This window comes from Plantactinospora sp. A48 (genome assembly GCF_055793945.1).
The window spans coordinates 17,177-39,673 of the sequence record NZ_JBTIXF010000059.1; the positions used below are offsets into that span (position 1 = coordinate 17,177).

At 70.8% G+C, this 22,497-nt stretch carries 21 protein-coding genes and 1 CRISPR repeat array; of the genes, 13 read left to right on the forward strand and 8 right to left on the reverse strand.

All coding sequences use genetic code 11. The features are described 5' to 3' along the window. Position 1 precedes the first annotated feature (1 nt). Both ACXN5W_RS24210 and ACXN5W_RS24215 read right to left on the reverse strand, forming a co-directional pair. Complete coding sequence (locus ACXN5W_RS24210) at positions 2-1,996, reverse strand: ABC transporter substrate-binding protein (protein WP_473160658.1); 1,995 nt, start codon at positions 1,994-1,996, stop codon at positions 2-4. A gap of 105 nt (positions 1,997-2,101) precedes the next feature. Further along, positions 2,102-2,329: a hypothetical protein gene (locus ACXN5W_RS24215; RefSeq protein ID WP_473160659.1), complete on the reverse strand. Its 228-nt coding sequence runs from the start codon at positions 2,327-2,329 to the stop codon at positions 2,102-2,104. Positions 2,330-2,788: 459 nt separating this feature from the next. Between ACXN5W_RS24215 and ACXN5W_RS24220 the strand changes: the two genes are divergently transcribed. Further along, the gene (locus tag ACXN5W_RS24220) at positions 2,789-3,868 is read left to right on the forward strand and encodes a glycoside hydrolase family 11 protein (RefSeq protein ID WP_473160660.1); all 1,080 of its coding nucleotides are present in this window, start codon (positions 2,789-2,791) and stop codon (positions 3,866-3,868) included. A 272-nt stretch (positions 3,869-4,140) separates the two neighbouring features. Here the strand turns inward: ACXN5W_RS24220 and ACXN5W_RS24225 are convergent, their stop codons facing one another. Beyond that, on the reverse strand, positions 4,141-4,587 hold the full coding sequence (locus ACXN5W_RS24225; protein ID WP_473160661.1) for a hypothetical protein: 447 nt from the start codon (positions 4,585-4,587) through the stop codon (positions 4,141-4,143). 296 nt (positions 4,588-4,883) lie between these two features. On the opposite strand from ACXN5W_RS24225, the gene ACXN5W_RS24230 reads away from it, so the two are divergent. Then, complete coding sequence (locus tag ACXN5W_RS24230) at positions 4,884-5,918, forward strand: AraC family transcriptional regulator (RefSeq protein WP_473160662.1); 1,035 nt, start codon at positions 4,884-4,886, stop codon at positions 5,916-5,918. A gap of 61 nt (positions 5,919-5,979) precedes the next feature. On the opposite strand, the gene ACXN5W_RS24235 is transcribed toward ACXN5W_RS24230, so the two are convergent. After that, complete coding sequence (locus ACXN5W_RS24235; protein WP_473160663.1) at positions 5,980-6,579, reverse strand: TetR/AcrR family transcriptional regulator; 600 nt, start codon at positions 6,577-6,579, stop codon at positions 5,980-5,982. A 141-nt stretch (positions 6,580-6,720) separates the two neighbouring features. Here ACXN5W_RS24235 and ACXN5W_RS24240 point away from each other — a divergent pair, with 141 nt between their 5' ends. After that, entirely contained in the window at positions 6,721-7,083 is a 363-nt protein-coding gene (locus ACXN5W_RS24240; protein WP_473160664.1) for a DUF1330 domain-containing protein, read from the forward strand. A 40-nt stretch (positions 7,084-7,123) separates the two neighbouring features. Next, complete coding sequence (locus tag ACXN5W_RS24245; RefSeq protein WP_473160665.1) at positions 7,124-7,909, forward strand: GNAT family N-acetyltransferase; 786 nt, start codon at positions 7,124-7,126, stop codon at positions 7,907-7,909. Between the two features lie 76 nt (positions 7,910-7,985). Here ACXN5W_RS24245 and soxR read toward each other — a convergent pair whose 3' ends face one another. Continuing rightward, complete coding sequence (soxR, locus tag ACXN5W_RS24250; protein WP_473160666.1) at positions 7,986-8,501, reverse strand: redox-sensitive transcriptional activator SoxR; 516 nt, start codon at positions 8,499-8,501, stop codon at positions 7,986-7,988. Positions 8,502-8,653: 152 nt separating this feature from the next. Between soxR and ACXN5W_RS24255 the strand changes: the two genes are divergently transcribed. Continuing rightward, positions 8,654-9,238, forward strand: a complete 585-nt coding sequence (locus tag ACXN5W_RS24255; RefSeq protein WP_473160667.1) for an NADPH-dependent FMN reductase — start codon at positions 8,654-8,656, stop codon at positions 9,236-9,238. 265 nt (positions 9,239-9,503) lie between these two features. Here the strand turns inward: ACXN5W_RS24255 and ACXN5W_RS24260 are convergent, their stop codons facing one another. Further along, positions 9,504-10,202: a response regulator transcription factor gene (locus ACXN5W_RS24260; RefSeq protein ID WP_473160668.1), complete on the reverse strand. Its 699-nt coding sequence runs from the start codon at positions 10,200-10,202 to the stop codon at positions 9,504-9,506. Between the two features lie 525 nt (positions 10,203-10,727). On the opposite strand from ACXN5W_RS24260, the gene ACXN5W_RS24265 reads away from it, so the two are divergent. Continuing rightward, positions 10,728-11,615: a ScbA/BarX family gamma-butyrolactone biosynthesis protein gene (locus ACXN5W_RS24265; protein WP_473160669.1), complete on the forward strand. Its 888-nt coding sequence runs from the start codon at positions 10,728-10,730 to the stop codon at positions 11,613-11,615. A gap of 5 nt (positions 11,616-11,620) precedes the next feature. On the opposite strand, the gene ACXN5W_RS24270 is transcribed toward ACXN5W_RS24265, so the two are convergent. Then, entirely contained in the window at positions 11,621-12,265 is a 645-nt protein-coding gene (locus tag ACXN5W_RS24270; protein ID WP_473160670.1) for a ScbR family autoregulator-binding transcription factor, read from the reverse strand. A 97-nt stretch (positions 12,266-12,362) separates the two neighbouring features. Here ACXN5W_RS24270 and ACXN5W_RS24275 point away from each other — a divergent pair, with 97 nt between their 5' ends. Then, positions 12,363-13,379 (forward strand): NAD-dependent epimerase/dehydratase family protein, encoded by a 1,017-nt coding sequence (locus ACXN5W_RS24275; RefSeq protein ID WP_473160671.1) that lies wholly within the window; start codon positions 12,363-12,365, stop codon positions 13,377-13,379. Between the two features lie 5 nt (positions 13,380-13,384). Next, on the forward strand, positions 13,385-14,017 hold the full coding sequence (locus tag ACXN5W_RS24280) for an NAD(P)-dependent oxidoreductase (RefSeq protein ID WP_473160672.1): 633 nt from the start codon (positions 13,385-13,387) through the stop codon (positions 14,015-14,017). Positions 14,018-14,176: 159 nt separating this feature from the next. Here the strand turns inward: ACXN5W_RS24280 and ACXN5W_RS24285 are convergent, their stop codons facing one another. Next, the gene (locus ACXN5W_RS24285) at positions 14,177-15,631 is read right to left on the reverse strand and encodes a DHA2 family efflux MFS transporter permease subunit (protein ID WP_473160673.1); all 1,455 of its coding nucleotides are present in this window, start codon (positions 15,629-15,631) and stop codon (positions 14,177-14,179) included. 86 nt (positions 15,632-15,717) lie between these two features. Here ACXN5W_RS24285 and ACXN5W_RS24290 point away from each other — a divergent pair, with 86 nt between their 5' ends. The 5 genes from ACXN5W_RS24290 to ACXN5W_RS24310 all read left to right on the forward strand — a co-directional run bounded on the left by ACXN5W_RS24290 (position 15,718) and on the right by ACXN5W_RS24310 (position 22,411). Beyond that, on the forward strand, positions 15,718-16,185 hold the full coding sequence (locus tag ACXN5W_RS24290) for a MarR family winged helix-turn-helix transcriptional regulator (protein ID WP_473160674.1): 468 nt from the start codon (positions 15,718-15,720) through the stop codon (positions 16,183-16,185). 178 nt (positions 16,186-16,363) lie between these two features. Beyond that, positions 16,364-16,852, forward strand: a complete 489-nt coding sequence (locus ACXN5W_RS24295; RefSeq protein WP_473160675.1) for a sigma-70 family RNA polymerase sigma factor — start codon at positions 16,364-16,366, stop codon at positions 16,850-16,852. Between the two features lie 2 nt (positions 16,853-16,854). Next, positions 16,855-17,556 (forward strand): hypothetical protein, encoded by a 702-nt coding sequence (locus tag ACXN5W_RS24300; RefSeq protein ID WP_473160676.1) that lies wholly within the window; start codon positions 16,855-16,857, stop codon positions 17,554-17,556. 109 nt (positions 17,557-17,665) lie between these two features. Beyond that, the gene (locus ACXN5W_RS24305) at positions 17,666-19,183 is read left to right on the forward strand and encodes a tannase/feruloyl esterase family alpha/beta hydrolase (RefSeq protein ID WP_473160677.1); all 1,518 of its coding nucleotides are present in this window, start codon (positions 17,666-17,668) and stop codon (positions 19,181-19,183) included. Between the two features lie 540 nt (positions 19,184-19,723). Beyond that, a CRISPR array of direct repeats spans positions 19,724-21,520; the repeat unit is 28 nt; unit sequence GGATCACCCCCGCGTGCGCGGGGAGCAG. Between the two features lie 390 nt (positions 21,521-21,910). After that, positions 21,911-22,411, forward strand: coding sequence for a helix-turn-helix domain-containing protein (locus ACXN5W_RS24310; RefSeq protein WP_473160678.1), 501 nt, complete (start codon positions 21,911-21,913; stop codon positions 22,409-22,411). The last annotated feature ends 86 nt before the right edge of the window (positions 22,412-22,497 follow it).

A 22,497-nucleotide genomic window follows, 5' to 3' on the forward strand; every position in this document is an offset into this window, starting at 1 on the left:
CTCAGTTGCCGATCCACAGGTCGTACGCGCTGGCGGGTACCCCCGCGGTGGGTTCGAAGCGCACCCCGCCGACGCCGCTGCTGGCGGCGATCTGGTCGGCCGGGGCGTACAGCGGCAGCAGCAGGGCCTGCTCGCCGACCACCCGCCGTTGCAGGTCGGCGTAGATCGAGACCCGCCTGCCGGGGTCGGCGGTGGCCTGGCCCGCATCGAGCAGCCGGTCGACCCCGGGGTCGTTCACCCTGGTCCGGTTGATCCCGCCGGCGGAGTGCAGCAGCAGGTTCAGTGCGGCTCCGGCGTCGGTGTCGGCGCGGGAGTTGTCGAAGACCTCGTACTGGTTGGTGTCGAACGCCTGCTGGGCGGTGCCCTGGTCGACGAGCGAGACCTTGAGGTCGATGCCGGCGCTGCGCCGGACCGCGGCCTGTACGGCCTGGGCCAGGATGTCGCGACGGTCCCGGACGTACGGCGCGGCCTGCACCAGGCGGACGGTGAGCCGCCGGCCGTCCCTGACCCGGTATCCGTCGGCGTCCCGCCGGTCCCAGCCGGCCTGGTCGAGCAGGGCGTTGGCCCGGGCGGTGTCGCCGCCGTAGCCGCCCTCCAGGCGCCTGTCGTAGAGCGGGCTGGACGGGCTGACCACGCTCCAGGCCCGGGTGGCGGTGTCCCGGTAGACGGATCTGAGCACGGTGTCCACGTCCACCGCCTCCCGGAACGCCTGCCGGACCCGCAGGTCGTCGAAGGGGGCGTGGGAGACGTTGAAGTAGTACGAGTAGGCCGAGCCGGAGTTGAGCTGGCGGGTCAGCCGCAGTTTCGGGTTCGCGGTGATCAGCGGCTGGTCGGTCGCCGGGACACCCTCGATGAGCTGCACCTGACCCGAGGTGAGCGCGCCGATCCGGACCGCCGACTCCTTCAGGAAGCGGTAGGTGATCCCGTCGAGGTACGCGGGGCCGGTGTGGGTGGCTTCGGGTGGTGCCCACCGGTAGCCGGGGTTGCGCCTGAAGTGCAGTTCCTGGCCGGGTACGTAGCGGTCCAGGATGAACGGTCCGGTGCCGGCGAGGTCGACGCCGCCCGCCTTGAGGTTCCGCGCCTCGCGCAGCGATCTCGGGGAGACCTGCGCGCCCTGCGGGGAGGCGAGGAAGTCGAGGATGAGCACGTCGGGGGCGGTGAGGGTGAGCCGTACCGTGTGGGGGTCGGCCACCTCGACGGCCTTGAGGTTGCGCAACTGCACGGCGGCGACGGTCGGGGCGTACCCGGGTTCGCGGAGTTTGTCGAAGTTGGCCTTGACCGCCGCGGCGTCGAACGGCGTGCCGTCGGCGAAGGCCACCCCGTCGCGCAGCCGCAGGGTGTACGTCAGGCCGTCCGGTGTGGTCTGCCAACCGGTCGCCAGCCACGGCACCAGCCGGCCGTGTTCGTCGTAGCCGAGCAGGGATTCGAAGGTGTTCCAGACCAGCAGCCGCGCCTTGGCCTGGGCGTACTGGTGGGGGTTCAGGGTGATGGGTTCGGTCTCGACGGCGAAGGTGAGTTCGCCCCCGGATCGGGGCTGGCCGGCCGGTCCGGCGGCCGGGGCGGCCGCGGTGGAGCAGCCCGCCACGACGGCGGTCAGGGCGGCCAGCGCGGCGACGGCGAGGGCACGGGTACGACTACGGGCACGACTACGGTGCGCGGACATGATGGCGCTCCTGTCCAGGAGGGTGACGTCGGTACGGCGACCCGCCGGCTGCCCTCGGGGCGGCCGGTGGATGCGTCGACGGTGCGAATGGGCGGCGAGCGGCTGGACGGCGAGCGGCTCGGCGGTGAGCCCCACCTCGGCGGGCCGGTGCGGTGCGGGCGCGAACCCGGTGGGCCGGCGCGGATGCGAGTGTGGATCCGGCGAGCCGGAGCGGCGCGGGTGCCGATTCGGCGGACCGGCGCGGTGTCGCGGGGGCGGCGTCACCGGTGATGACGTCGCGGGCTCGGCGTTGCCGGGTGGATGCCGGGTCAGCGCGGACAGGAGCTCGACCACACTCGACCGAAGTCGATGTGGCCGCGAATGATCAACCGCAGTTCGCTGGACATGAGCGGGTTCACCCCCCGCTGCTCGGGACGGGGCTCATCGGGACCTCCGGGATCATCGGACGAGGTCGTGGACGAGGACCGTGACCAGCCAGAGGGCGAGGATGACGTCGACCACGATGCCGCCCGGTGACACCCGGCCAGGACTGCCCACGGTGGCCTGCCGGGTGACCGGTTCGGCGAGACCCAGGAAACCCAGCACGTGAGACCACATCCGGAACGACGGGGTGGGTGCGGACGAGGACGACGGTTCGCTGCCCAGGCGGAGTGGGATCCAAGCCATGCGAGAAAGTTTCCTACTTATCTGATAGGAATTCAAGAGTATCTCGCAACCGTCCCGCCATTCGGCCGATCTTCGAAAGTTTCGGAAACTGTCGGGCCCGATCCTCCTTTCGATCCGGTGTCGCGGGCGAACGATCCGGCGTTTCCGATAAGCCTCCACCGGCCCTACCTGCGAAGACGCACCCGGGGCGAATTCGGCGGACGGACCATGATTTCGGTGCCTTTCGAGGCAAGTTGACAAACTAACAACAGGGGCCGATACTTTCGCCAGCGCGAGACCTCGACCATCGTCGATGCGATATACCACGATCCGGGTCCACCGATCGCTGCCCGCATTACCGATCGGCGCCCGGCCACGTGGCCGACACACCGCGCGGCCGGTCCCGCTGGCCGTCGACATCCCCGCTGGTCGTGTCCCGCCGGCCGTCGGCCGGCCCCCGCACGAGAAGGAAGCACGCAGATGAACGATGCAAGCACCAGACCGACAGGCCGCAGACGCGGCCGTACCCGGCTGTTCCTCGGCGCCGCCTGTGCCGTCGCACTGGCCGTGACCACCACGGTGCTGCCCGGCACCGCCAGCGCCGACACCACCGTCACCACGAACCAGACCGGAACGAACAACGGGTACTTCTTCTCGTTCTGGAAGGACAGTGGCAACGTCAGCATGACCATGGGCTCCGGTGGTCAGTACAGCACCTCCTGGAGCAACATGAACAACTTCGTCGCCGGCAAGGGCTGGATGCCCGGCGCACGCCGGACGGTGAACTACTCGGGCAGCTTCAACCCGAACGGCAACGCGTACCTGGCGCTCTACGGGTGGACGCGGAACCCGCTTGTCGAGTACTACATCCTCGACAACTGGGGCACCTACCGGCCCAGCGGGTCGTACAAGGGCACGGTGACCACCGACGGCGGCACCTACGACATCTACGAGACCACCCGCTACAACGCCCCGTCCATCGAGGGCAACAACTCGACGTTCAACCAGTACTGGAGCATCCGGCAGCAGAAGAAGACCGGTGGCACCATCACCACCGGCAACCACTTCGACGCCTGGGCCCGCTACGGCATGAACCTGGGCAACTTCGACTACCAGATCATGGCCACCGAGGGTTACCAGAGCAGCGGAAGCTCGAACATCACGGTGGGCAGCACCACGCCGCCGACCAGCGCGCCGCCCACCAGCGCGCCGCCGACCAGCGCACCGCCCACGAGTGCGCCGCCGACCAACCCGGGCGGTTCCGGCTGTACCGCCACCTACTCGGTGGTCAACAAGTGGACGGGCGGCTTCCAGGCCAATGTGACCGTGACCGCCGGAAGCTCGGCCGTCAACGGCTGGAGCACCCGGCTCACCCTGCCGAGTGGACAGTCCATCAGCAGCCTGTGGAACGGCGTCAACACCGGGACCAGCGGAGCGGTGACGGTCAAGAACGCCGCCTACAACGGGAGCCTGGCGCCCGGCACCTCGACCACGTTCGGCTACACCGGCAACGGCGACGGCTCGATGACGCCCAGCAACATCAGCTGCACCAGTCCCTGATTCCGCACCGAGCAGCCCGGCGGCTGCCGTCCCGACCGCGATGATCGCGATCCGGGAGGAAGCCGGCCGGGGCTGAGCCGGGGCCGTATGGACCGCGCGGGCGTCCGTATGGCCCCGGCGCGCTGCCTGGCGGACGCGGCGACGGCGGCTCCGGCCCGGCTCGACAGCGCCGGGATGACGGTCCCGACCCTCCCGACGGTACGGCGGCGCCGGCCCGGCTCCCGGAACCCCGCGGTGACGGGGATCGGTAACCGGGCCGGCTTCGGGACGGCTCAGCAGCCCTGACGTCCGCTGTTGATGTAGTACAGACTGCCCTGCCAGTCGATGTAGCCCTCGGCATCGACGCAGTAGTTCGCGGTGCCGGTGACTCCGCGCGGTCCCGCGTAGTAGGTGTAGTTGCCGGAGTCGGCGCTGGAACTGGCCGCGACCGTGCACGGCTGCCCCTCACCGGACTGCTCGGTGCAGCGATACGTGCGCACATAGGTCGGTGCGGCTACGCCGTACGCGGCACCCTTGTGATAGAAGCACGCGCTGTTCGTGCCGCCGTTCGTGCTGTTGTAGTAGATCGTCAACTCCCCCGGCCCGTACGACTTGTCGTAGGTGATGGTGCCCGAGCACGAGACGGCGGCCTGCGAGGGCGACCCGGTGCCGAGGACGAACAGACCGCTCATGGTCACCAGGGCCATCAGCAGCGCGGGAATCCTGCGAGCGTGACGCAAGACCTGCTCCCTTCGGTGCGATTGTCGGGACGAGCCGGCGCCGGCGGGCTCTGCGTCGGCGCGTCCGCCGACACCGACAAACCTGCCAGCCGTCGCGGTGAACGTCGTTGGCGAGCGGTACACAGTCGATTGGCCCCGCGTCCACTCGCCGGTCGCGCTGCCGGTTCGGGGTGAGACGGAGGTAACTGTCGCCCATCGGACGGCTGTCTCGCCCCACCCGGCCGGGGTTGCCATGCTCGACCCGAAAAGGGTGCTATCCCGCAAAAGTGATCGGATCAGCATCGGGGGATCCGCTGATGATCGATGCCGCGACCTTCCATGGCGACGCCTTCCCCGCCGACGAACGGTTTGCCCGGTGGAGTACCTGCATGTGCAAGCTGACGGCTCCGATGGAGATCACCAGCGAGTACGCGGACGACTTCCGGGCGCACACCCGCCTGCTGCGGCTCGGCGCGGTTCACGTCCGGTCAGCGGTGATCCCGCCGACCCGGTTCAGGCGGACCCCGAAACTGGTCCGGCAGGAAGCGCCGGAGACCTACCACGCCTCGCTCATCCTCGACGGGGCGGTTGACGTCGCGCAGTCCGGCACCCGCGACCGGCACCCGGCCCGGAGCCTCTATCTCGTGGATCTGGCGCGTCCCTTCGAGGTCCGGCCCGGCGACGACCGGCGGCTGCGGGAGATCGCGGTCGAGATCCCCAAGACCCTGCTGCCGCTGCCCCACCGTGAGGTCGACCGGCTCCTGGCCCGCCGGCTGCCCACCACGAACGGCGTCGCCGCGCTGATGGTCGGCTTCCTCACCGGGGTGGCCACGGGCAGCAACAGCTACCGGTCCGCCGACGGTCCACGCCTGGGAACCGTCCTGATCGATCTGCTCGCCGCGCTGCTCGCGCACACCCTTGAGGCCGAGCGGGTGCTGCCACCGGAAACCCACCGGCACGCCCTGGTCCTGCGCGTCCGGGCGTACATCCAGCAGCATCTGGCCGATCCGGACCTGACCGTCGCCAGGATCGCCGGGGCGCACCACATCTCCGTCAGCTACCTGCACCGGCTCTTCCAGGATGAGGGCGACACCGTCAACGCGCTGATCCGCGACCAGCGTCTCGACCGCGCCCGCCGGGACCTGGCCGACCCGGCCCTGCGTACCGTCCCCATTCACGAGGTCGCCGCCCGCTGGGGGTTCACCCACCCCGCCGCCTTCAGTCGTACCTTCCGGGCCGCCGTCGGCATGCCGCCCCGGGACTACCGGCACCGGATGCAGGACCAGCCGCTGGTGCCCGCGCCGGGCGATCCCGGGAGCCGGCCGGGTCCGGCCGCCATCCGGGGTCGCTGACGTACCGCTCCGCGACCCGCACCAGCATGGTCCGGACCCGCCCGCGCCGGCTCCCGGCGGGTCACCGACCGGGGTCGAGGGCCTCGTGGACGACCCGGAGGATCTGGTCCGACAGCGGCGTCCCGCCGGCTGCCCGCGCCAGGGTGAGCGCTCCGACCAGGGTGGCCAGATCGACGATCGCCCGCCGGTACGGCTCCGCCGGCCCGCCACCGGGTTCGGGTTCGGGTTCCAACTTCGCGAGTTGGTCAAGCGTGTTCTCCAAGCCCGCCAGGTAGGACCTGCGCAGCGGGCTGTCCGCCGCGGCGCGGGCGGTGTCGACGGCCAACGCGGTGTTGGCGCAGCCGGTCCCCGACGCGTCCCGATGCTCCGCCGAGAGATATGTCCGGATCAGTGCGGACCGGGCCCGCGACCGGTCCGAGTCGTCCTCGCCGACCCGGGTCAACAGGGACAGGATCTCGCCGAACGCCGCCTCGGTGGCCACGCCCACCAGTTCGTCCTTCGACCTGAAATGCTTGTAGAAGCCGCCGTGGGTGAGCCCCACGGCTAGCATCAGATCCTGGACGCTCACCCCGGCGGGCCCGCGCTCGCGGAGCAGTCTCGCCGTGGCGTGAACCATGTCCTCGCGGTGTTTCGCCGCGTCTGCCCGGGATGCTCTCCCCATCGCCAGTCTCCACTTCTCGGTGCGGCGTATCCGACCACGGTGACGAGATTTAGATTACACCCAGCATCTAACTCGTGCGCATCGCCACGGAGCCAGTTAGATTACATCCATCATCCAAACACGGCTGAGGAGATCCAACCGATGAGCACCTACCTGATCAACCATCTACGCATCCCGGGCGGCGTCCCGAACGAGGCGGGACTGTCCTACCTGGAGCAGGTCGAGGCCACCGTGCAGCCGTACGGCGGAAAGTGGCTGGCCCAGGGCGAAGCGACAGTGATCGAGGGGGCCTGGCCCGGCTCGGTGGTCCTGATCGAGTTCCCCGACCGCGCCGCCGCCGAACGCTGGTACGACTCGCCGGAATACCAGGCGATCCTGCCGCTGCGGGTGAACAACGCGATCAGCGACCTCATCCTGATCGACAGCGTCGAGCCCGGCTTCACCGTGGCCGGCTTCGCCCAACAGGTCCGGGCCGCACTCGCCGCCGCCGGGACCTCGAATTGAGCCGTACCCGGGTGGCGACGACGGGAGCCGAGGTGACGGCGTGACCGGGGACCCCGTTGACGTCGCCGCGCAAGCCTGGATGACCTCGGTCGCGATGTTGGCGGAGGTCCAGCCGGGCGGCTTCCACCGGATGGGTGCCCACGGCACCGCCGAGCTGGTCACAGGCACGCCGATACCGTTCCTCAACGGCGTCATCAGCACCCGACGTGAGGCCGACCTCGGGGAGGTGGCGGACTTCGCCGCCTCCCCGAGGCTGACGGGGGTGCCCTGGAGCATCCAGGTCCGTGGTGAGCGGGCAGCCGACCAGATCGCGAGCACCACCGCGCAGCACGGGTTCCACCAACGCACGACGCTACCGTTCATGATCAAGGAGCTCGCGGAGCGCGACGCGGAGGTCCCCGGCGCCGAGCCGGTGGTCCGCAGGGTTTCGGGCGCCGAGGGCGGCCTGTACCAGCGGACGATGGCCGACGGCTACGAGGGGCCACCGGAGATCTTCGCCAGCTTCGCCTCGCCGGCCGTCATGGACCATCCCGCCATGCGCGCGTACCTCGCCGAGGCGGCCGGTGTGCCGGTGGCGACCTCCTTCGGCGTTCTCGTGGACGACCTGGTGGGGGTGTTCAACATCGCGGTTCCCCCGTCGTCCCGACGGCGCGGCTACGGCCGGGCGGCGACGGCGGCGGTGCTGGCCACGGCGTACGCGGCCGGGGCACGTACCGCGTTCCTGCACGCCAGCCCGCTGGGTGTGCCGCTCTACGAGCGGATGGGGTTCCGGACCACGGAGAACTGGGTGCTCTTCACCGCGCCGACGCCGACGCCGTCCCCGTAGGACACCCCGTCTCCGTAGGGTCGTCGCCCGGCGGCTGCGGCACCGGGCGACGACCCGCCATCGACGGTCGGACCGGTCACACCGGGGATCGGACGGACCGTTCACACCGGGGATCGGACGATTCCTCGCCCGGTGCCGGCGGGTTGAGCAGCCGGCGGGCACCCGTCCCCTCCCGGCCGAGCGCGTCGTGCGGGTTGGCCAACGCGCAGACGTCGAAGGAGAGACAGCCGCAGCCGATGCAGTCGGCGAGGTCGTCCCGGAGCTGCTGCAACTGGCGGATCCGCGCGTTCAGGTCGGCCTGCCAACAGGTGGAGACCCGGCTCCAGTCCTCCCGGGTCGGGGTGCGGCCCTGCGGCAGCAGACCCAGCACCTCGCGGATCGCGCCGAGTGGCATGCCGACCCGTTGGGAGGCTCGGATGAAGGCCACCCGGCGCAGCGTGTCCCGGCTGTACCGGCGCTGGTTTGCCTGGGTACGCCAACTGCTGATCAACCCTTGTCGTTCGTAGAACCGCAGTGCGCTCGCGGGGACTCCGCTGCGCTCGGCAAGTTCGCCCACCGTCAGTTCCGACGCCCGCCAGGAAGGTTGCCTCACGCCTGCAGGGTAACTTGACTTGAACCATTGTTTAAGGGGCAGTCTGGCCCCATGGACAAGGTCATGGACTCCATCACCGGGACGGCGCACGCGTGACCAATCCGCCCGCCGAACCCACCGCCCCGGAACCACAGACCCCGAAGGAGGAGGCCATGCCCGACACACCCCTGCGGATGGCCGTCATCATCGCCAGCACCCGCGAGGGCCGGTTCGGCCCGACGATCGCCAACTGGTTCGTGGACCGGGCTCGGGAACGGCACGACCTCGATGTGACAGCGGTGGACCTGGCCGAGCATCCGCTGCCCAACACGCTCACCCGGGAGCCCTCTCCCGAGGTGCTGGCGACGCTGAACCGGATCACCCCGGTCCTGGAGGAGGCTGACGCGTTCGTCGTGGTGACCCCGGAGTACAACCACAGCTTCCCGGCCGCGCTCAAGAGCACCATCGACTGGCACTACGTGCAGTGGCGGGCCAAGCCGGTCGGCTTCGTCTCCTACGGTGGGCTGGCCGGTGGCCTGCGCGCGGTGGAACAGCTACGGCCCATCTTCACCGAACTGCACGCCGTCCCGGTGCGGGACACGGTGAGCTTCCACAACGCCTGGGAGCAGTTCGACCCGGATGGTCGGCCGACGGACGACACCGGATGCACGGTGGCCGCCAAGGTCCTGCTCGACCAGCTCGTCTGGTGGGGGCGGGCCCTGCGGGCGGCCCGCGCCGCCCAGCCGTACCTGGTGTGAGAGCCGGGCCGATGTCGGGTGCCGGCGGCTGTCGGCACCCGACATCGACCCCGGTCACCGCCCGCCGAAGACACCTCGCCGACCACGAAATGGACTCGGTCAACCGGACCACCGGGCATTCGCAATTGTTCGTCAATTTCCGAACGTCCGTCGCCTGGATTCCGTGCTTCCCCAACCGCGCGATCCGCAATCGACCGACGATTCGACGACCACCCGATCCGGTTGTCGGGGGTATTTCGCGCGGTCGCTGCGCCCGGGCAGCCGGTCAGGAGGCGAGGGTGGAGGTCTCGCCCGGGCCGAGCCGGAAGCCGACGCCGCGTACGGTGATGATCCAGCCGCCTGATCCGATCTTCTGGCGCAGCGTGCCGACATGGGTGTCGAGGGTCCGGCTGGCCCGCGAGGATCGCCGGGCCACGGCGCCACCGTCCTGCCAGACCCGCGCCATCAGCTCCTCCCGGGTGAACACCCGGTCGGGATTGGAGGCGAGCAGGTAGAGCAGGTCGAACTCCTTGCGGGTGAGCGGGACCGGCCGTCGACCCATGGTGACCTGCCGCAGCGCCGGATCGATCCCCAGCGCCCCGCGCCGCAGCACGCCGCCGCCGTCCCGGGCCGGGCCGGTCCGGCGCAGCAGCGCCTCCATCCGGGCGGCCAGTTCCCGCAGGCCGTAGGGCTTGCCCATGCAGTCGTCCGCGCCGGCCTGGAGCCCGAGCACCCGGTCGGCCTCGCTGCCGCCACTGGTGAAGGCGATCACCGGTGTGTCGCCCGCGGCGCGGATCCCCCGGCAGACGTCGAGCCCGTCGATGTCGGGCAGGTCGAGATCAAGCAGGACCAGGTCGCTGCCGTCGAATGAGGAGAGTGCCTCCCTGCCGGTCTGCACCGACGTGGCGCGATAGCCCAGTCGGCGCGCACAGCTCGCCAGCTGCTCCGCCGCGAAACCGTCGTCCTCAACCGCAAGTACATGCATTCGGACCCCTGGGTGCTCGAAACGGAATGTCGGTGGTCGGGACCGGCCCCGCTGGACCACACAGCGACCTGCCGGGCGGCGAGCCGACGCGCTCCTCGACCGTGCCAGGGCGTCGGCGGTCCGCGCTGACCGGCGGCGTTGACCGCAGCCACCTCCCGGCGCGGCGCGCTGCGGTCGTCCCGCCCGGCGGGTCCGTCGGGCGGGACGAGACCGGCAGCCCCGGCAACTTCCATAAGAAAACCGACCGACCCGTTTCGTCAAACCCTTTGCGTTAACTGTCGATCACTCCACGACATGTCCGAAAGACGATGCATGCGGCATAAGAGATATAGATCCCGGGCAATAAAACATATCAAGACCGGCAATTCACCCAGAGAGAGGGATGGGTATGAATGCCTCAGTGACGATAGTCACACTGCCGAAAGCAGCTTGATTGGTATCTTTTGGTCTGGCAGCCGAGGACGGGGGTCTGGCCATGACCTGCTCATCTTCTGGACGGCGTCGCGAGCACACGGGCGCGAGCCAATGAAACTCTCCTACGACTCGACAGTCAGTCGCCATCTCGTCCACCGGGCAGCCGTCACCGCGGTCCTGCTCACCGACTGGCGGCAGACCGGAGCGGACAGTTTCACCGTCGCCGCGCAATGGCCGCGGGACCACCTGTTGTACGACGTCCGGGGCGGCCGGTTCGACCCGCTGCTGACCGCCGAGACGATCCGCCAGTCGGGGGTCCTGCTGGCGCACGTCGGTTACGGCGTACCCCAGGGGCCCGCCTTCCTCATGCGGCGGTTGCTCTTCCACTGCGTACCGGAACGCCTGCGCGAGACGGGCGAGCCGCTCGACCTGATCGTCGCCATCAAGGCCACCGAGGTCCTGCGCCGGGCGCGCAGCATCGGCGGGATGCGGATCGACGTCACCCTGCGACACGGAGACGACCTGCTCGGCGGGGGCCAGGGGTGGCTGCGCTGCGTCCCGCCGACGACGTACCAGCGGGTGCGCTGGGGCGGCTCGACCCGGACGGTGGGAACACCGCCGCTGGTGACCCCGGCGGATCCCGCCTCGGTCGGCCGCCAACGCACCGCCGACGTGGTGATCGGCCCACCCGACCCGGACGGCGTCCGTCGACTACGGATCCCCCTGGATCACCCGGTCCTCTTCGACCATCCCCTGGACCACGTGCCCGGCATGCTGGCCATCGAGGCGATCCGGCAGGTCGCCCTGGCCACCGTCGGCCGGCCGGGCGCCGTGGTGGTCGGCGTCGACGCCGCCTTTCCCGCCTTTCTGGAACTGGACCGGGAGTGCACGCTGAGGGTGGACTCCGTCACCGCCACCCCCGACCGGGAGGTCGTCAGCGTCCGCTGTGTGCAGAACGGCACCGTCGCCGTGCATGGCGAGGTGACACTGTCCCGCTGACCGGCTCAGTCGCCGTCGAGTTCCTTCCGGGCGCTGGCCACGTAACCCAGGTAGTAGTGCAGCCGCTTGGGCAGCACCAGTCCGGGCAGGACGATCTGCCAGAGGTCCACCATGCGGTCGAGGAGACCGCGCCGCTCGTTGAGGACCTGGGCGACCAGTTGCAGCCCGGTGAAGGAGCTCACGATGAACTTGGCGACCCGTTCCAGTTCCACTGTCGTCCGGACGTCACGCTCGGCCACCGCCCGTTCGAGCAGGCTGGTGACGATCAGGATCCAGTCGAGGTACGGATCGGGCAGGGGGCGCTGGAAGGTCCCGTGCTCCAGAGTCAGCCGGATGCCCCCGCGGATCAGTGGATGCTCGATGAGCTGAACGGAGAGGCTGAACGACATCCCGATCAGCGCGTCGAGCGCCGGATCCTTGTCCACGAAGGACCGGGCGTGCTCGGTCCAGATGGCGTGCTGCTCCTGTACGACGGCGTGTGCCAGGGCCTCTTTGGACGAGAAGTGAAAGTACAGTGAGCCCTTGGTCACCCCGGCGTGGGCGATGATGTCGGCAAGACTGGTGGCGCCGTACCCGTAGCGGTCGAAGAGATCGGCGGCGGCCTTGATGATCGTGGTCCTGGTCAGTTCGGCACGCGCTTGCTTCGCCATCTGCACCCCCTCCCAATAAACCGGCCGTACGGTATCTTCTCGGACGGCTGCCTCGCTCGCAATCCCCTATTCGGCGGGAAACACCATGGTGAACGGCATGAACCACCGGGTACTCCTCACCGGCGCCACCGGGTTCATCGGCTCCGCGGTGCAGCGTGCCCTGACCCGGGCCGGCGCGGTGGAGATCCGTCGGTTGGTCCGCGCGGCCGAGCCGGCCCGCGCGGCGCCTGGGCGCGGCCCGTGGCCAGCGGCCCGGTCCGCCGGTCCGACATGGAGCTTCCCGGATGACGGTCCGACATCGAGCTTTCAGGGTGATCTGACCGACCCCGGGTCGCTGCGGGGCGCCTGCGACGGCGTCGACGCGGTCGTCCATGCCGCCTCCTACGTCGGCGCCGATCCCGGGCGCTGCGAGCAGGTCAACCGGCTCGGCACCCGCAACCTGCTCCGCGAGGCGGCCCGGGCCGGCGTCCGGCACGTCCTCTACGTCAGCACGGCCGCCGTCTACGGCACCGGCCCGCACCGCGGACTGCCGGAGGGGGCCCGGGCCCCAGCCCCGATCTCCCCGGCCAGCGCCAGCCGGGCAGCCGCCGAGCGGGAGGTCCGAGCCCACGGCGGTTGCGTGCTTCGTCCCCACCTCGTCTACGGTCCCGGTGACCGGTGGTTCGTGCCCACCCTGGTGGCGCTGCTGGGCACCCTGCCGGGTTGGATCGACGGGGGCCGCGCCAGGCTGTCGATGATCGGCGTGTCCGACCTGGCCCGGTTGATCGTCGCGCTGGTCGCCATGCCGTCCCCGCCCGAAACCGTCTACCACACCAACCATCCCGTCCCGGTCACCGTCCGGGCCGCCGGCGAGGCGCTGGCCCGGCAACTCGGAACACCGCTGCCCAGCGGCGACGTACCGGCGGCCCGGCTCGACGGGTTGCCCCTCCCACCCGGCGTGCGCCGCCGGCACCTCGACATGATCTCCATGGACCACTGGTACGCCTCGGACCGCGTCTGGGCGGCGACCGGTTGCCGCCCCGGCGCCGCCTTCCCGGACGACCTGACCGAAGCGCCCGCGTGGTACCCGGAGTTGGTCGGCACCGCCACCCCACGCCCCGATCCGAAGGAGTGATCAGCATGCGGTTGACCGTGTTCGGCGCGACCGGAGGGACCGGTGTCCTCCTGGTGAAGCAGGCTCTGGGCGCGGGTCACCGGGTGACCGCCGTCGCCCGCCGGAAATGGCCCGGCCCGGCCCACCCACGGCTACGGACAGTCGTCGCGGACGTCCTCGACCCGGCGTCGCTGCCGCCGGCGCTGGACGGTGCCGACGCCGTGCTCTCCGCGCTCGGCTCCGCGCAGGCCGGCGAACCCACCCAGGTGTACTCGTCGGGGGCCGCCGCGATCCTGGCCGCCATGCGGGACCCCGGCGTCCGCCGGTTGGTCGCCATCACCGCGCTGCCGATCGCCCCCGCCGCCCAGCAGGACGCGCTGCACCGCGGACTGGTCAATCCCCTGCTGCACCGGTTCTTCGGCGGAGCCTACGGCGACATGCGCCGGATGGAGGCCATCCTGGCGGCCAGCGACCGGGACTGGACCGTGTTCCGTCCGCCGTACCTGCGCGACGGTCCGGCCACCGGCGTCTGGCGGGCTGCCATCGACGCGCCGCTGCCGCGCGCCTGGACAATGCGCCGGGCGGACCTGGCCGCCGCCATGTTGTCGGCGGTCACCGACGCCCGGCTGGTCGGGCACGCGGTGAACGTGGCGGCCTGACGCCACCGAACGCAGACCGCCCACCGCCCACCGGCACCGGTGCCGGTGCCGGTGCCGGTGCCGGTGCCGGTGCCGGTGCCGGTGCCGGTGCCGGTGCCGGTCGGAGTTTGACGCGACGCCCCGCTCGTCAGTCCGCGTTTGACGCGGCGCCTCCGGTCGTCAGTCCGCGTCCGCCCGCCGGGCGCCTCGCTGCGCCCAGGTGAGCCAGGTGGCGAGGAGGAGGGCGACCGCCGCCATGCCGGTCAGCCACCAGAAACTGGTCCGGAACGCCGCGGCGACCTCGGTCGCCGACCGGGCTCCGGCCAGCGCGTCGGAGAGCGCCACCACGCAGAGTGCGCTCCCGACGGCACCACCGACCCTGGACAGGATGTTCACCTGTGCGCTGGCGTCCGGCAGCTGTTGGGATCGCACCCGGGCCAGTGCGGCGGAGACGACGGGCGACCCGGCCAGTGCCAGGCCGACGCCCCGGACCACCTGGAGGGACTCGACGAGCACGAGGTTCGGGTCGGACGGCAGGAGGGCCATCGGGATCGTGCCGGCGACGGCGACCACGAGCCCGACCAGGGTGACCACGCCACCGCCGTGGATGTCGGTCAGCCGACCGGCGACGGGAAAGGTCACGGCGGCGCCGAGGCTGAACGCCATCAGCAGCAGTCCGGTGTCGACGATGCCCCGCCCCATGCCGAGTTGGAAGTACAGCGGCATCACGATCAGCCCGCTGAACAGTGCCGCGCTGGAGAAGAAGATCGTACTGGCCGCCGCCCGGTAGACCGGGTCGCGGGTCAGGCGCAGGTCCATCAGCGGCTCGTCGGCCCGCAGCGACCGGCGGACGAAGAGGGCCAGCGCGAGCAGCGCGACCACCAGCGTCACCAGCACCGACGGCGTGAGCGGTTCGGGCCGGTCCACCGCACCGGTGACGGCGTAGGTGAGCAGCGGTAACCCGAGAGTGACCAGGAGCAGGGCCGGTACGTCGAGACGGCCGGCCCGCCCGGCGTCGCCGCGCGGGACGGCCCGCAGGGCCACCAGCAGCCCCACCACGCCGATCGGCACGTTGATCAGGAACATCCAGTTCCAGGAGAAGTTGTCGATCAGCAGTGCGCCGATGACTGGCCCGAAGGCCGGGGCCAGGATGCCTGGCACGCTGGAGACGGCGATCACCCGGCCCATCCGCTCGCGGCCCGCGACCTGACCGAGGATGGTCATCCCGGCCGGGATGAGCAGGCCGCCGGCCAGCCCCTGGAGCACCCGGGCGAAGATGAGCATGCCAGCGTTCTGGGCGAGTGCGCAGAACGCGGAGGTGAGGGTGAAGCCGCCCAGCGCCCAGAGCCAGAGCCGGCCCGCCCCCAACCATCGGCTGAGCCAACCGCAGACCGGCAGGGCCGCGGCGAGGGCCAGCAGGTAGCCACTGTTGATCCACTGTGTCTCGGTGAGCGAGGCGTCCAGCCGCTCACCGACGATCTCGATACCGACGTTGACCAGTGAGGTGTCCAGGCCGGTCATCACCGAGCCGGAGGCGAGGACGACCGCGATCCACCACACCGACGCGGGCACCCCCACGGTCGGGGCCCGGCCAGCGCCGGTGGCCACCCCGACGGTCCCGCTGCGCACCCTCATCACGGCTCCCCCGAACAGAAAATCGTTGGATCGCCAACGATAACCAAGCAATCATTGGAACTCCAACGTTTAGCTACACTGGTCGGGTGAGTGACCGGACACTGACCCCGGGGGCGCCACCGGCCCGGCTGCGCCGGCTGGCCTCCTGGCTGCTCCATCACGGGGCGGCCCGGTCCAACCGGGTGATCAGCCGACACCTGGAGCAGCCCGGTGATCGGATGCGGTACAGCATCCTCGCCGCGCTCGACGAGTTCGGTGGAGTCAGTCAGGCGGAGCTGTGCCGTCGACTCGGCATCGATCGGGGCGACGCCGTCACCACCCTGAACGGGATGGCGGCCGACGGACTGCTCCGGCGGGAGCCGGACCCGGCGGACCGGCGCCGCAACGTCGTCCAGATCACGACCGCCGGTGCCCGGCGGATGCAGGAGTTGGACGCCCTCGTTGACGCCGCGCAGGACGAACTGCTCCGCGGATTCACCTCGACCGAACGCGCCCAGATCACCGCCCTGCTGCGCCGCCTGGTCGACCTCCCGCCGCCGGGATCTACCAGCTGACCGGTGGCCACCACGACGTGGAGGCCGTCGGTACCGGGTGATCGTGGATTCCTGCTGCCCTCCCAGGGGCGCCAATCATCCACGATCGCCCACGACGCCTGCGCGCGAGCGACGTCGGTTGGCTGGACGAATGTGGCGGTGCGGTAAGCGGATCGGGGCTCCAGAGCGAGTACAGGGTGTGGGGCAACTGGAGTTCACCGAGTTCTACCGGTCCGACCGGGACAGATGCCTGCGGGCCGTACTGGCCTGCGTGGGTGATCGGCAACTGGCCGAGGACCTGGTGGCTGAGGCGTTCACCCAGGCCTGGATGGCGTGGCGAAAGGTGAGCCGGCATCCGGCGCCGAGCGGGTGGGTCGTGCGTACCGCACTGAACATCCGGGTCTCGTGGTGGCGTCGGCGACGCCGGGAGGTCGGGCTCGACGCCGGCTACGACGTCGAGGACACCGACACCGGTACGCCCGGACTGGACTCCACGCTGCTGGCGGCGCTGCGTCAACTGCCCCAGCGGCAGCGGGAGGTGATCGTGTTCCGGGTATTCCTCGATCTCGACACGAGGGACACCGCCAGGGCCCTCGGGATGGCACCGGGAACGGTCACCGCCCACCTGTCGCGAGCGGTCGCGACGCTACGCGGCCACTTTGTCACCAAACCGAGCAGAATGGGTTGATCATGATCGACAACAGGGACGAGACGGGCGTGTTCGACGCGCTGCGCGGATCGATGGGCGAGGTCACCATGGGTACGCCGGTCGAACAGGTGGTGGCGGCCGGACGTACCCGCCTGCGGCGACGCCGCGTCACGGGCGTGGCGGCCGGCGCGATGGCGCTCACCGGGCTCTCGCTCGGCGTCGCGGCGTACCCCACCTCGGCCCCGCCGCCCGCGACGGACGGCGACGCCATGGCCGGCGGGGTCCACATCCGGACCGTGGCGTACACGGTGGACAGCCGGCCGGACGGGACCGTGCGGGTGACCTGGGACAAACAGCGGTACTTCGAGGACCACGCGGGCCTGGAGGCGGCGCTGCGCCAGGCCGGTTTCCCGGTGCTGATCAAGGTCGGCGAGTTCTGCCGGGGGCCGCAGGACGATCCGGCGCTCGACCCGAGTGGCGTCGGGCCCGGCGTCGACCGCGTCATGAAGGGTGAGCGGGAAGCGGACGGCAAGGTCACCATCGTCTTCACCCCGTCGGCCATGCCGGCCGGGAAGCAACTGTTCATCGGCTACCTGAACCAGGCCCAACTGGCCGTCACGCACGGCGCTCCCGGATCCGTCGAGCGGCTGGTCTCCACCGGCGTACCCCTGAGCTGCACGACCGACGCCCCGCCCCCGCACGGCGGGCGGCTCGGCCCGGCGGGCGGCGACCGGTCCAAGTAGCCGGCTGCGGCCGCTTCTCCGTCTGGAGGATGAGGTCAAGTCCCGTCCGTGGACCGATCCGCCGCAGCACCGTGGCTCATTAGTGTCCCTCGATGATGGAGGGAGCACGATGCTACGGAAACCACTGACCGCGCTGGTCGCGGTCGCGCTGACCCTGGGCGGTGCGGCGAGCGCCGCCAACGCCGCCGACCCGGCCCCGCTCAACTGCGCGGGGCTCACCACCGCGCACGTCCCGCAGGCGACGATCACCTCGGCCGTCACCGCCGACGGCTACTGCCAGGTCCACGGCGTGCTGGCGCCGGCCACCAAGTTCACCGTCAAGCTGCCGGTCAGCGGCTGGACCGGCCAGTACGTCCAGCAGGGGTGCAGCGGCCTGTGTGGTGCCGTACCGGATCTGACGTTCCCGCTGTTCGGGTTCACCTGCCCGGCGGCGCGGGCAAAGACGCTCGTGGTGGCCGGCGACGACACCGGGCACACCGGCGACCCCGAGGGCGCGCAACCGGCCACCTGGGGTGCGGACCCCCGGGCCCGGGTCGAGTTCGGGTTGACCTCCGAACACCGGCTACGGCTGGCGTCGGACGCGCTGATGACCGCGTACTACGGGCACGGGCCGGCCTTCCGGTACTTCGACGGCTGCTCCACCGGCGGCCGGCAGGGGCTCAACCTGGCCCAGCGGTTCCCGGCCGACTTCGACGGCATCCTGGCCGGCGCCCCGGCCAGCAACGAGGCGCCGCTGGCGCTGCTGGAAGCCTGGGTCGCGGTCCGCAACACCGACGCGCACGGCCGGCAGATCCTCGGCCCGGAGAAGATCCCGGCCCTGCACAACGCCGTGGTCCGGACCTGCGGCGACGTCATCCAGGACCCCCGGCGGTGCGGCTTCCAGCCCGCGTCGCTGCGCTGCCCGCCCGGGGTGGACCGGCCGACCTGCCTGACCCCGGCCCAGGTGGCAGCGGTGGTGGCGTTCTACCGGGGACCGCACGGCCTCTACAACGGGGGGATGCCGTACGGATCCGAACTCGGCTGGGTCGACCTGTTCGTGGTCCGGTCCGGGTCACCGCTGGACGGCAACGCGGGCCGGATCGCCCTCAACTACCTGAAGTACCTCGGCTACCCGACCGTGCTGCCCGACGGGTTCCGGCTCACCGACGTACGGTTCACCAGGGCCACGTACGAGCGGCTCAACCGGGTCGGCGACGTCCTGTACAACGCGAACAACCCCGACCTGTCGGCGTTCCGGGCGCACGGCGGCAAACTGATCATGTACCACGGCTGGGCCGACCCGTTCATCCCACCGTTCTCCACGCTGGACTACTACCGAGCGGTCCAGCAGCGCGGCGGCGCCGAGGCGTACACCCGGTTGTATCTGATCCCGGCCGGCTACCACTGCCTGTTCGGGCCGGAACCGAGCGACACTCCCTCGGAGGTCGGCGTACCGGAGTTCCTCCAGCCGCTGATGGACTGGGTGGAAAAGGGCGACGCCCCGGGCGTGCTCAACGTGCCGACCGTCAACGGCGACCTCACCGAGGTGATCCGGGACCTGGACGTGGCACCGTTCGACGCACTCGCCCCGGTCAGGACCGCGCCAGGAAGCCTGAACGCCAACTACCACTACATCGGCCGCTACTAGATCATCCCGCTCGCGTGGCCAGACGTGTGGACCCCGGACTCGGGGGGTGCCCGGGGTCCACACCCGGTAGCGGCATGACCTCCGGCACGGAACTGGGGATCATGTCGTTTCACAGCAGGGACGGATGGCTGAGCCTCCGTGTACGCGGGGAGCAAATCGAATCCGCGCCGGAACCGCCCACGGTTTCCGGATCACCCCCGCGTGTGCGGGGAGCAGACTCGTGGCGCTGGTTCTGGAGCAAGGACCGCAGGATCATCCCCGCGTGCGCGGGAGCAGAGGTGCCCGGCCTCGGACAGGATCGGGTTGGCGGGATCACCCCCGCGTGCGCGGGGAGCACCTGTCCGACGGCACCACGCGCAGCGTGGTCCGGGGATCACCCCCGCGTGCGCGGGGAGCACCACCGGACGATGGACATCCGGGCGGACCGCCGGGGATCACCCCCGCGTGCGCGGGAGCACGTCCCGCCAGCGGTGGCCGACGTGACGGGCGTCGGATCACCCCCGCCACTCGGAGGTCTTCCAGTCGTAGATCGGGTACGCCGGATCACCCCCGCGTGCGCGGGGAGCACACGTTCCTCGACCGGCGGGACGCGGCGATCATCGGATCACCCCCGCGTGCGAGGGGAGCACGAGATGCTGGCCCGGGCGGTCCGGACCGGGGCGGGATCACCCCTGCGTGCGCGGGGAGCACAGACCGGTCCGGCCGGTCCAGTCCGGGGAATCCGGATCACCCCCGCGTGCGCGGGGAGCACATCGACTCCCGGGCCGTGGACTGGCTCAAACGGGGATCACCCCCGGGTGCGCGGGGAGCACGACGCCGAAACCAACGGCCTCCCCGGCCACGCCGGATCACCCTCGCGTGCGCGGGGAGCAGGTCTCGATGCGGTAGAGCGTGGCGCTGTTGATGGGATCACCCCCGCGTGCGCGGGGAGCAGGGACCGGTCGCCGTGCTCATCGCGGTCGCAGCGGGATCACCCCCGCGTGCGCGGGGAGCAGGTTCTGGACTGTCACCCGGCAGTATCGCAACGTGGATCACCCCCGCGTGCGCGGGGAGCAGTCATCTCTGCGTCAGGGTGGAAGTAGAACGGCAGGATCACCCCCGCGTGCGCGGGGAGCAGCCAGGCGTAGCAGCGGATCTCGCTCATGCCGCGGGATCACCCCCGCGTGCGCGGGGAGCAGGGTCATGCCGCCTGACCGCCCTTCTCGGGACGGATCACCCCCGCGTGCGCGGGGAGCAGGCTCGGTAGCAGAGCTGCACGCTGATGATGTCGGGATCACCTCCGCGTGCGCGGGGAGCAGGGCACCAGCAACCCGAAGTACACCGGCGCCGTCGGATCACCCCCGCGTGCGCGGGGAGCAGTGACGTACGGATCATCCCAGCGGACGACGCTCAGGATCACCCCCGCGTGCGCGGGGAGCAGGTGGCTGCTGTCCGTAGTGGGACGGTGGCTGCGGGATCACCCCCGCGTGCGCGGGGAGCAGCGGCGCTGGCGGTGCATGGGCCCTCCGTCGTCGGGATCCCCCCCCCGCGTGCGCGGGGAGCAGGGTCGACAGGTCGAGCGAGATGACGCGCATCAGGGATCACCCCCGCGTGCGCGGGGAGCAGTTGGCCCGCCGCAGGTCGTGGGCGTTGTCCTCGGGATCACCCCCGCGTGCGCGGGGAGCAGTTGGCCCGCCGCAGGTCGTGGGCGTTGTCCTCGGGATCACCCCCGCGTGCGCGGGGAGCAGCTCGCGGCGCGGATGCCCTCACGGCCGGCGGCCGGATCACCCCCGCGTGCGCGGGGAGCAGTGACCGAGGAGGCGTAGTGATCCGTTGCGCCAAGGATCACCCCCGCGTGCGCGGGGAGCAGCGCCCCGCCGCCCAGGTGCTCACCGTCGCTTGGGGATCACCCCCGCGTGCGCGGGGAGCAGGGCGCCGCTACCGTGTCGTTGACGAGGTCACCGGGATCACCCCCGCGTGCGCGGGGAGCAGTAATAGTCCCGGTGATAGGTGACGCCGTGCCCGGGATCACCCCCGCGTGCGCGGGGAGCAGGCCGCGTCTCGTGGGTTAAGCCTCGGGTTCCGAGGATCACCCCCGCGTGCGCGGGGAGCAGTTCATCGTCGGATCCGTGAGCGACACGTACCAGGGATCACCCCCGCGTGCGCGGGGAGCAGACCACGCCGGTGACGCTGCCGGGTGGCCAGGAAGGATCACCCCCGCGTGCGCGGGGAGCAGATGTTCGACGCCACCACGGGGCGCACCGCCCTGGGATCACCCCCGCGTGCGCGGGGAGCAGTCGCCGAGGTACAGCCGGTGCTGTTCCGCGCGGGGATCACCCCCGCGTGCGCGGGGAGCAGACTTGTTGACCTGGGGCGCCAAAGATCAACAACGCCGTTTTCATTCACTTTGGATCGCCTACCCCCACTCTACGCGGTCCCGCCTCGCCAGCCGAACCGACGGCGTTTGGTCACCGTCCACCCGGCGCCGCCGGATTGCACACCGGCTCGCTAGGACGGCGGATCAGCGTCACCCCGTCCAGATCCACCGGCTGCCAGTGGCGATGGTGAACGACGAAGGACAGTCGCTGCCCACCTTGCGTGGCGCCGGAGGGCCGGGTCACTCCCACGTACGCGGGAAGCACCAGTCGGAGTATGCAGTCTCGGCCCCACTCTGCCTCGCACAGGGCAGGCACCCAGGCAAGAGAGGGCGTCGGATCCGGCTAGCACCGTACGTAGTGGAGTCGTACGGTGACGTATGGACCGGTCCTGTGCAGAGGGCCGGCCACGATCCACACGGAGGGCACCATGCCCGCTCGCATCCGTACCGCCGTCGACCCGCGCTTCCCCGCCGAACTCGCCCGGTTGCGCCACGAGCGCGGCCTGTCGCTACGGCAACTCGCCAGCCAGGTCTACCAGGGAAAGAGCTTGCTGCATGAGCTGGAGACCGGCCACAAGCGACCCAGTGTCGACCTCGCCGGCCGGCTCGACGCCGCCCTCGACGCCGGTGGAACGCTCGCCGCGCTCGTCCAGGACACTCCGCTACTTGACGAGGAGCGCCTGGACTACATCGCCGCATGCCCCCGCAGGGTCGACACCGCAGCCGTCGATGCGCTGAGCCACCTGCTCGCCGGCCAACGACAGCTTGAGGACACAATCGGCTCCGCGGCCGTCGTCGCCCCAGTGCGTACCCAACTCGACCTCGTTGTGGCGATGCTGCGCCACGCGGTCGCGTCCGCGCGAGTGGTGTAAGAGACGGCCATCGCGGGATCCGGTTTGATGTTAGGCGGCGATCGGGTTCGGGTCGGCCTGCTGGGTGTCGTGTTGGTCGGTGTCGA

Coding starts and splice junctions, on each gene's coding strand:
- ACXN5W_RS24280 (WP_473160672.1), top strand. CDS start 13,385: ATGCGGTTGACCGTGTTCGGCGCGACCGGAGGGACCGGTGTCCTCCTG.
- ACXN5W_RS24240 (WP_473160664.1), top strand. CDS start 6,721: ATGAGCACCTACCTGATCAACCATCTACGCATCCCGGGCGGCGTCCCG.
- ACXN5W_RS24260 (WP_473160668.1), bottom strand. CDS start 10,202: ATGCATGTACTTGCGGTTGAGGACGACGGTTTCGCGGCGGAGCAGCTG.
- ACXN5W_RS24285 (WP_473160673.1), bottom strand. CDS start 15,631: ATGAGGGTGCGCAGCGGGACCGTCGGGGTGGCCACCGGCGCTGGCCGG.
- ACXN5W_RS24275 (WP_473160671.1), top strand. CDS start 12,363: ATGAACCACCGGGTACTCCTCACCGGCGCCACCGGGTTCATCGGCTCC.
- ACXN5W_RS24220 (WP_473160660.1), top strand. CDS start 2,789: ATGAACGATGCAAGCACCAGACCGACAGGCCGCAGACGCGGCCGTACC.
- ACXN5W_RS24230 (WP_473160662.1), top strand. CDS start 4,884: ATGATCGATGCCGCGACCTTCCATGGCGACGCCTTCCCCGCCGACGAA.
- ACXN5W_RS24305 (WP_473160677.1), top strand. CDS start 17,666: ATGCTACGGAAACCACTGACCGCGCTGGTCGCGGTCGCGCTGACCCTG.
- ACXN5W_RS24300 (WP_473160676.1), top strand. CDS start 16,855: ATGATCGACAACAGGGACGAGACGGGCGTGTTCGACGCGCTGCGCGGA.
- ACXN5W_RS24215 (WP_473160659.1), bottom strand. CDS start 2,329: ATGGCTTGGATCCCACTCCGCCTGGGCAGCGAACCGTCGTCCTCGTCC.
- ACXN5W_RS24265 (WP_473160669.1), top strand. CDS start 10,728: ATGAAACTCTCCTACGACTCGACAGTCAGTCGCCATCTCGTCCACCGG.
- ACXN5W_RS24255 (WP_473160667.1), top strand. CDS start 8,654: ATGCCCGACACACCCCTGCGGATGGCCGTCATCATCGCCAGCACCCGC.
- ACXN5W_RS24270 (WP_473160670.1), bottom strand. CDS start 12,265: ATGGCGAAGCAAGCGCGTGCCGAACTGACCAGGACCACGATCATCAAG.
- ACXN5W_RS24235 (WP_473160663.1), bottom strand. CDS start 6,579: ATGGGGAGAGCATCCCGGGCAGACGCGGCGAAACACCGCGAGGACATG.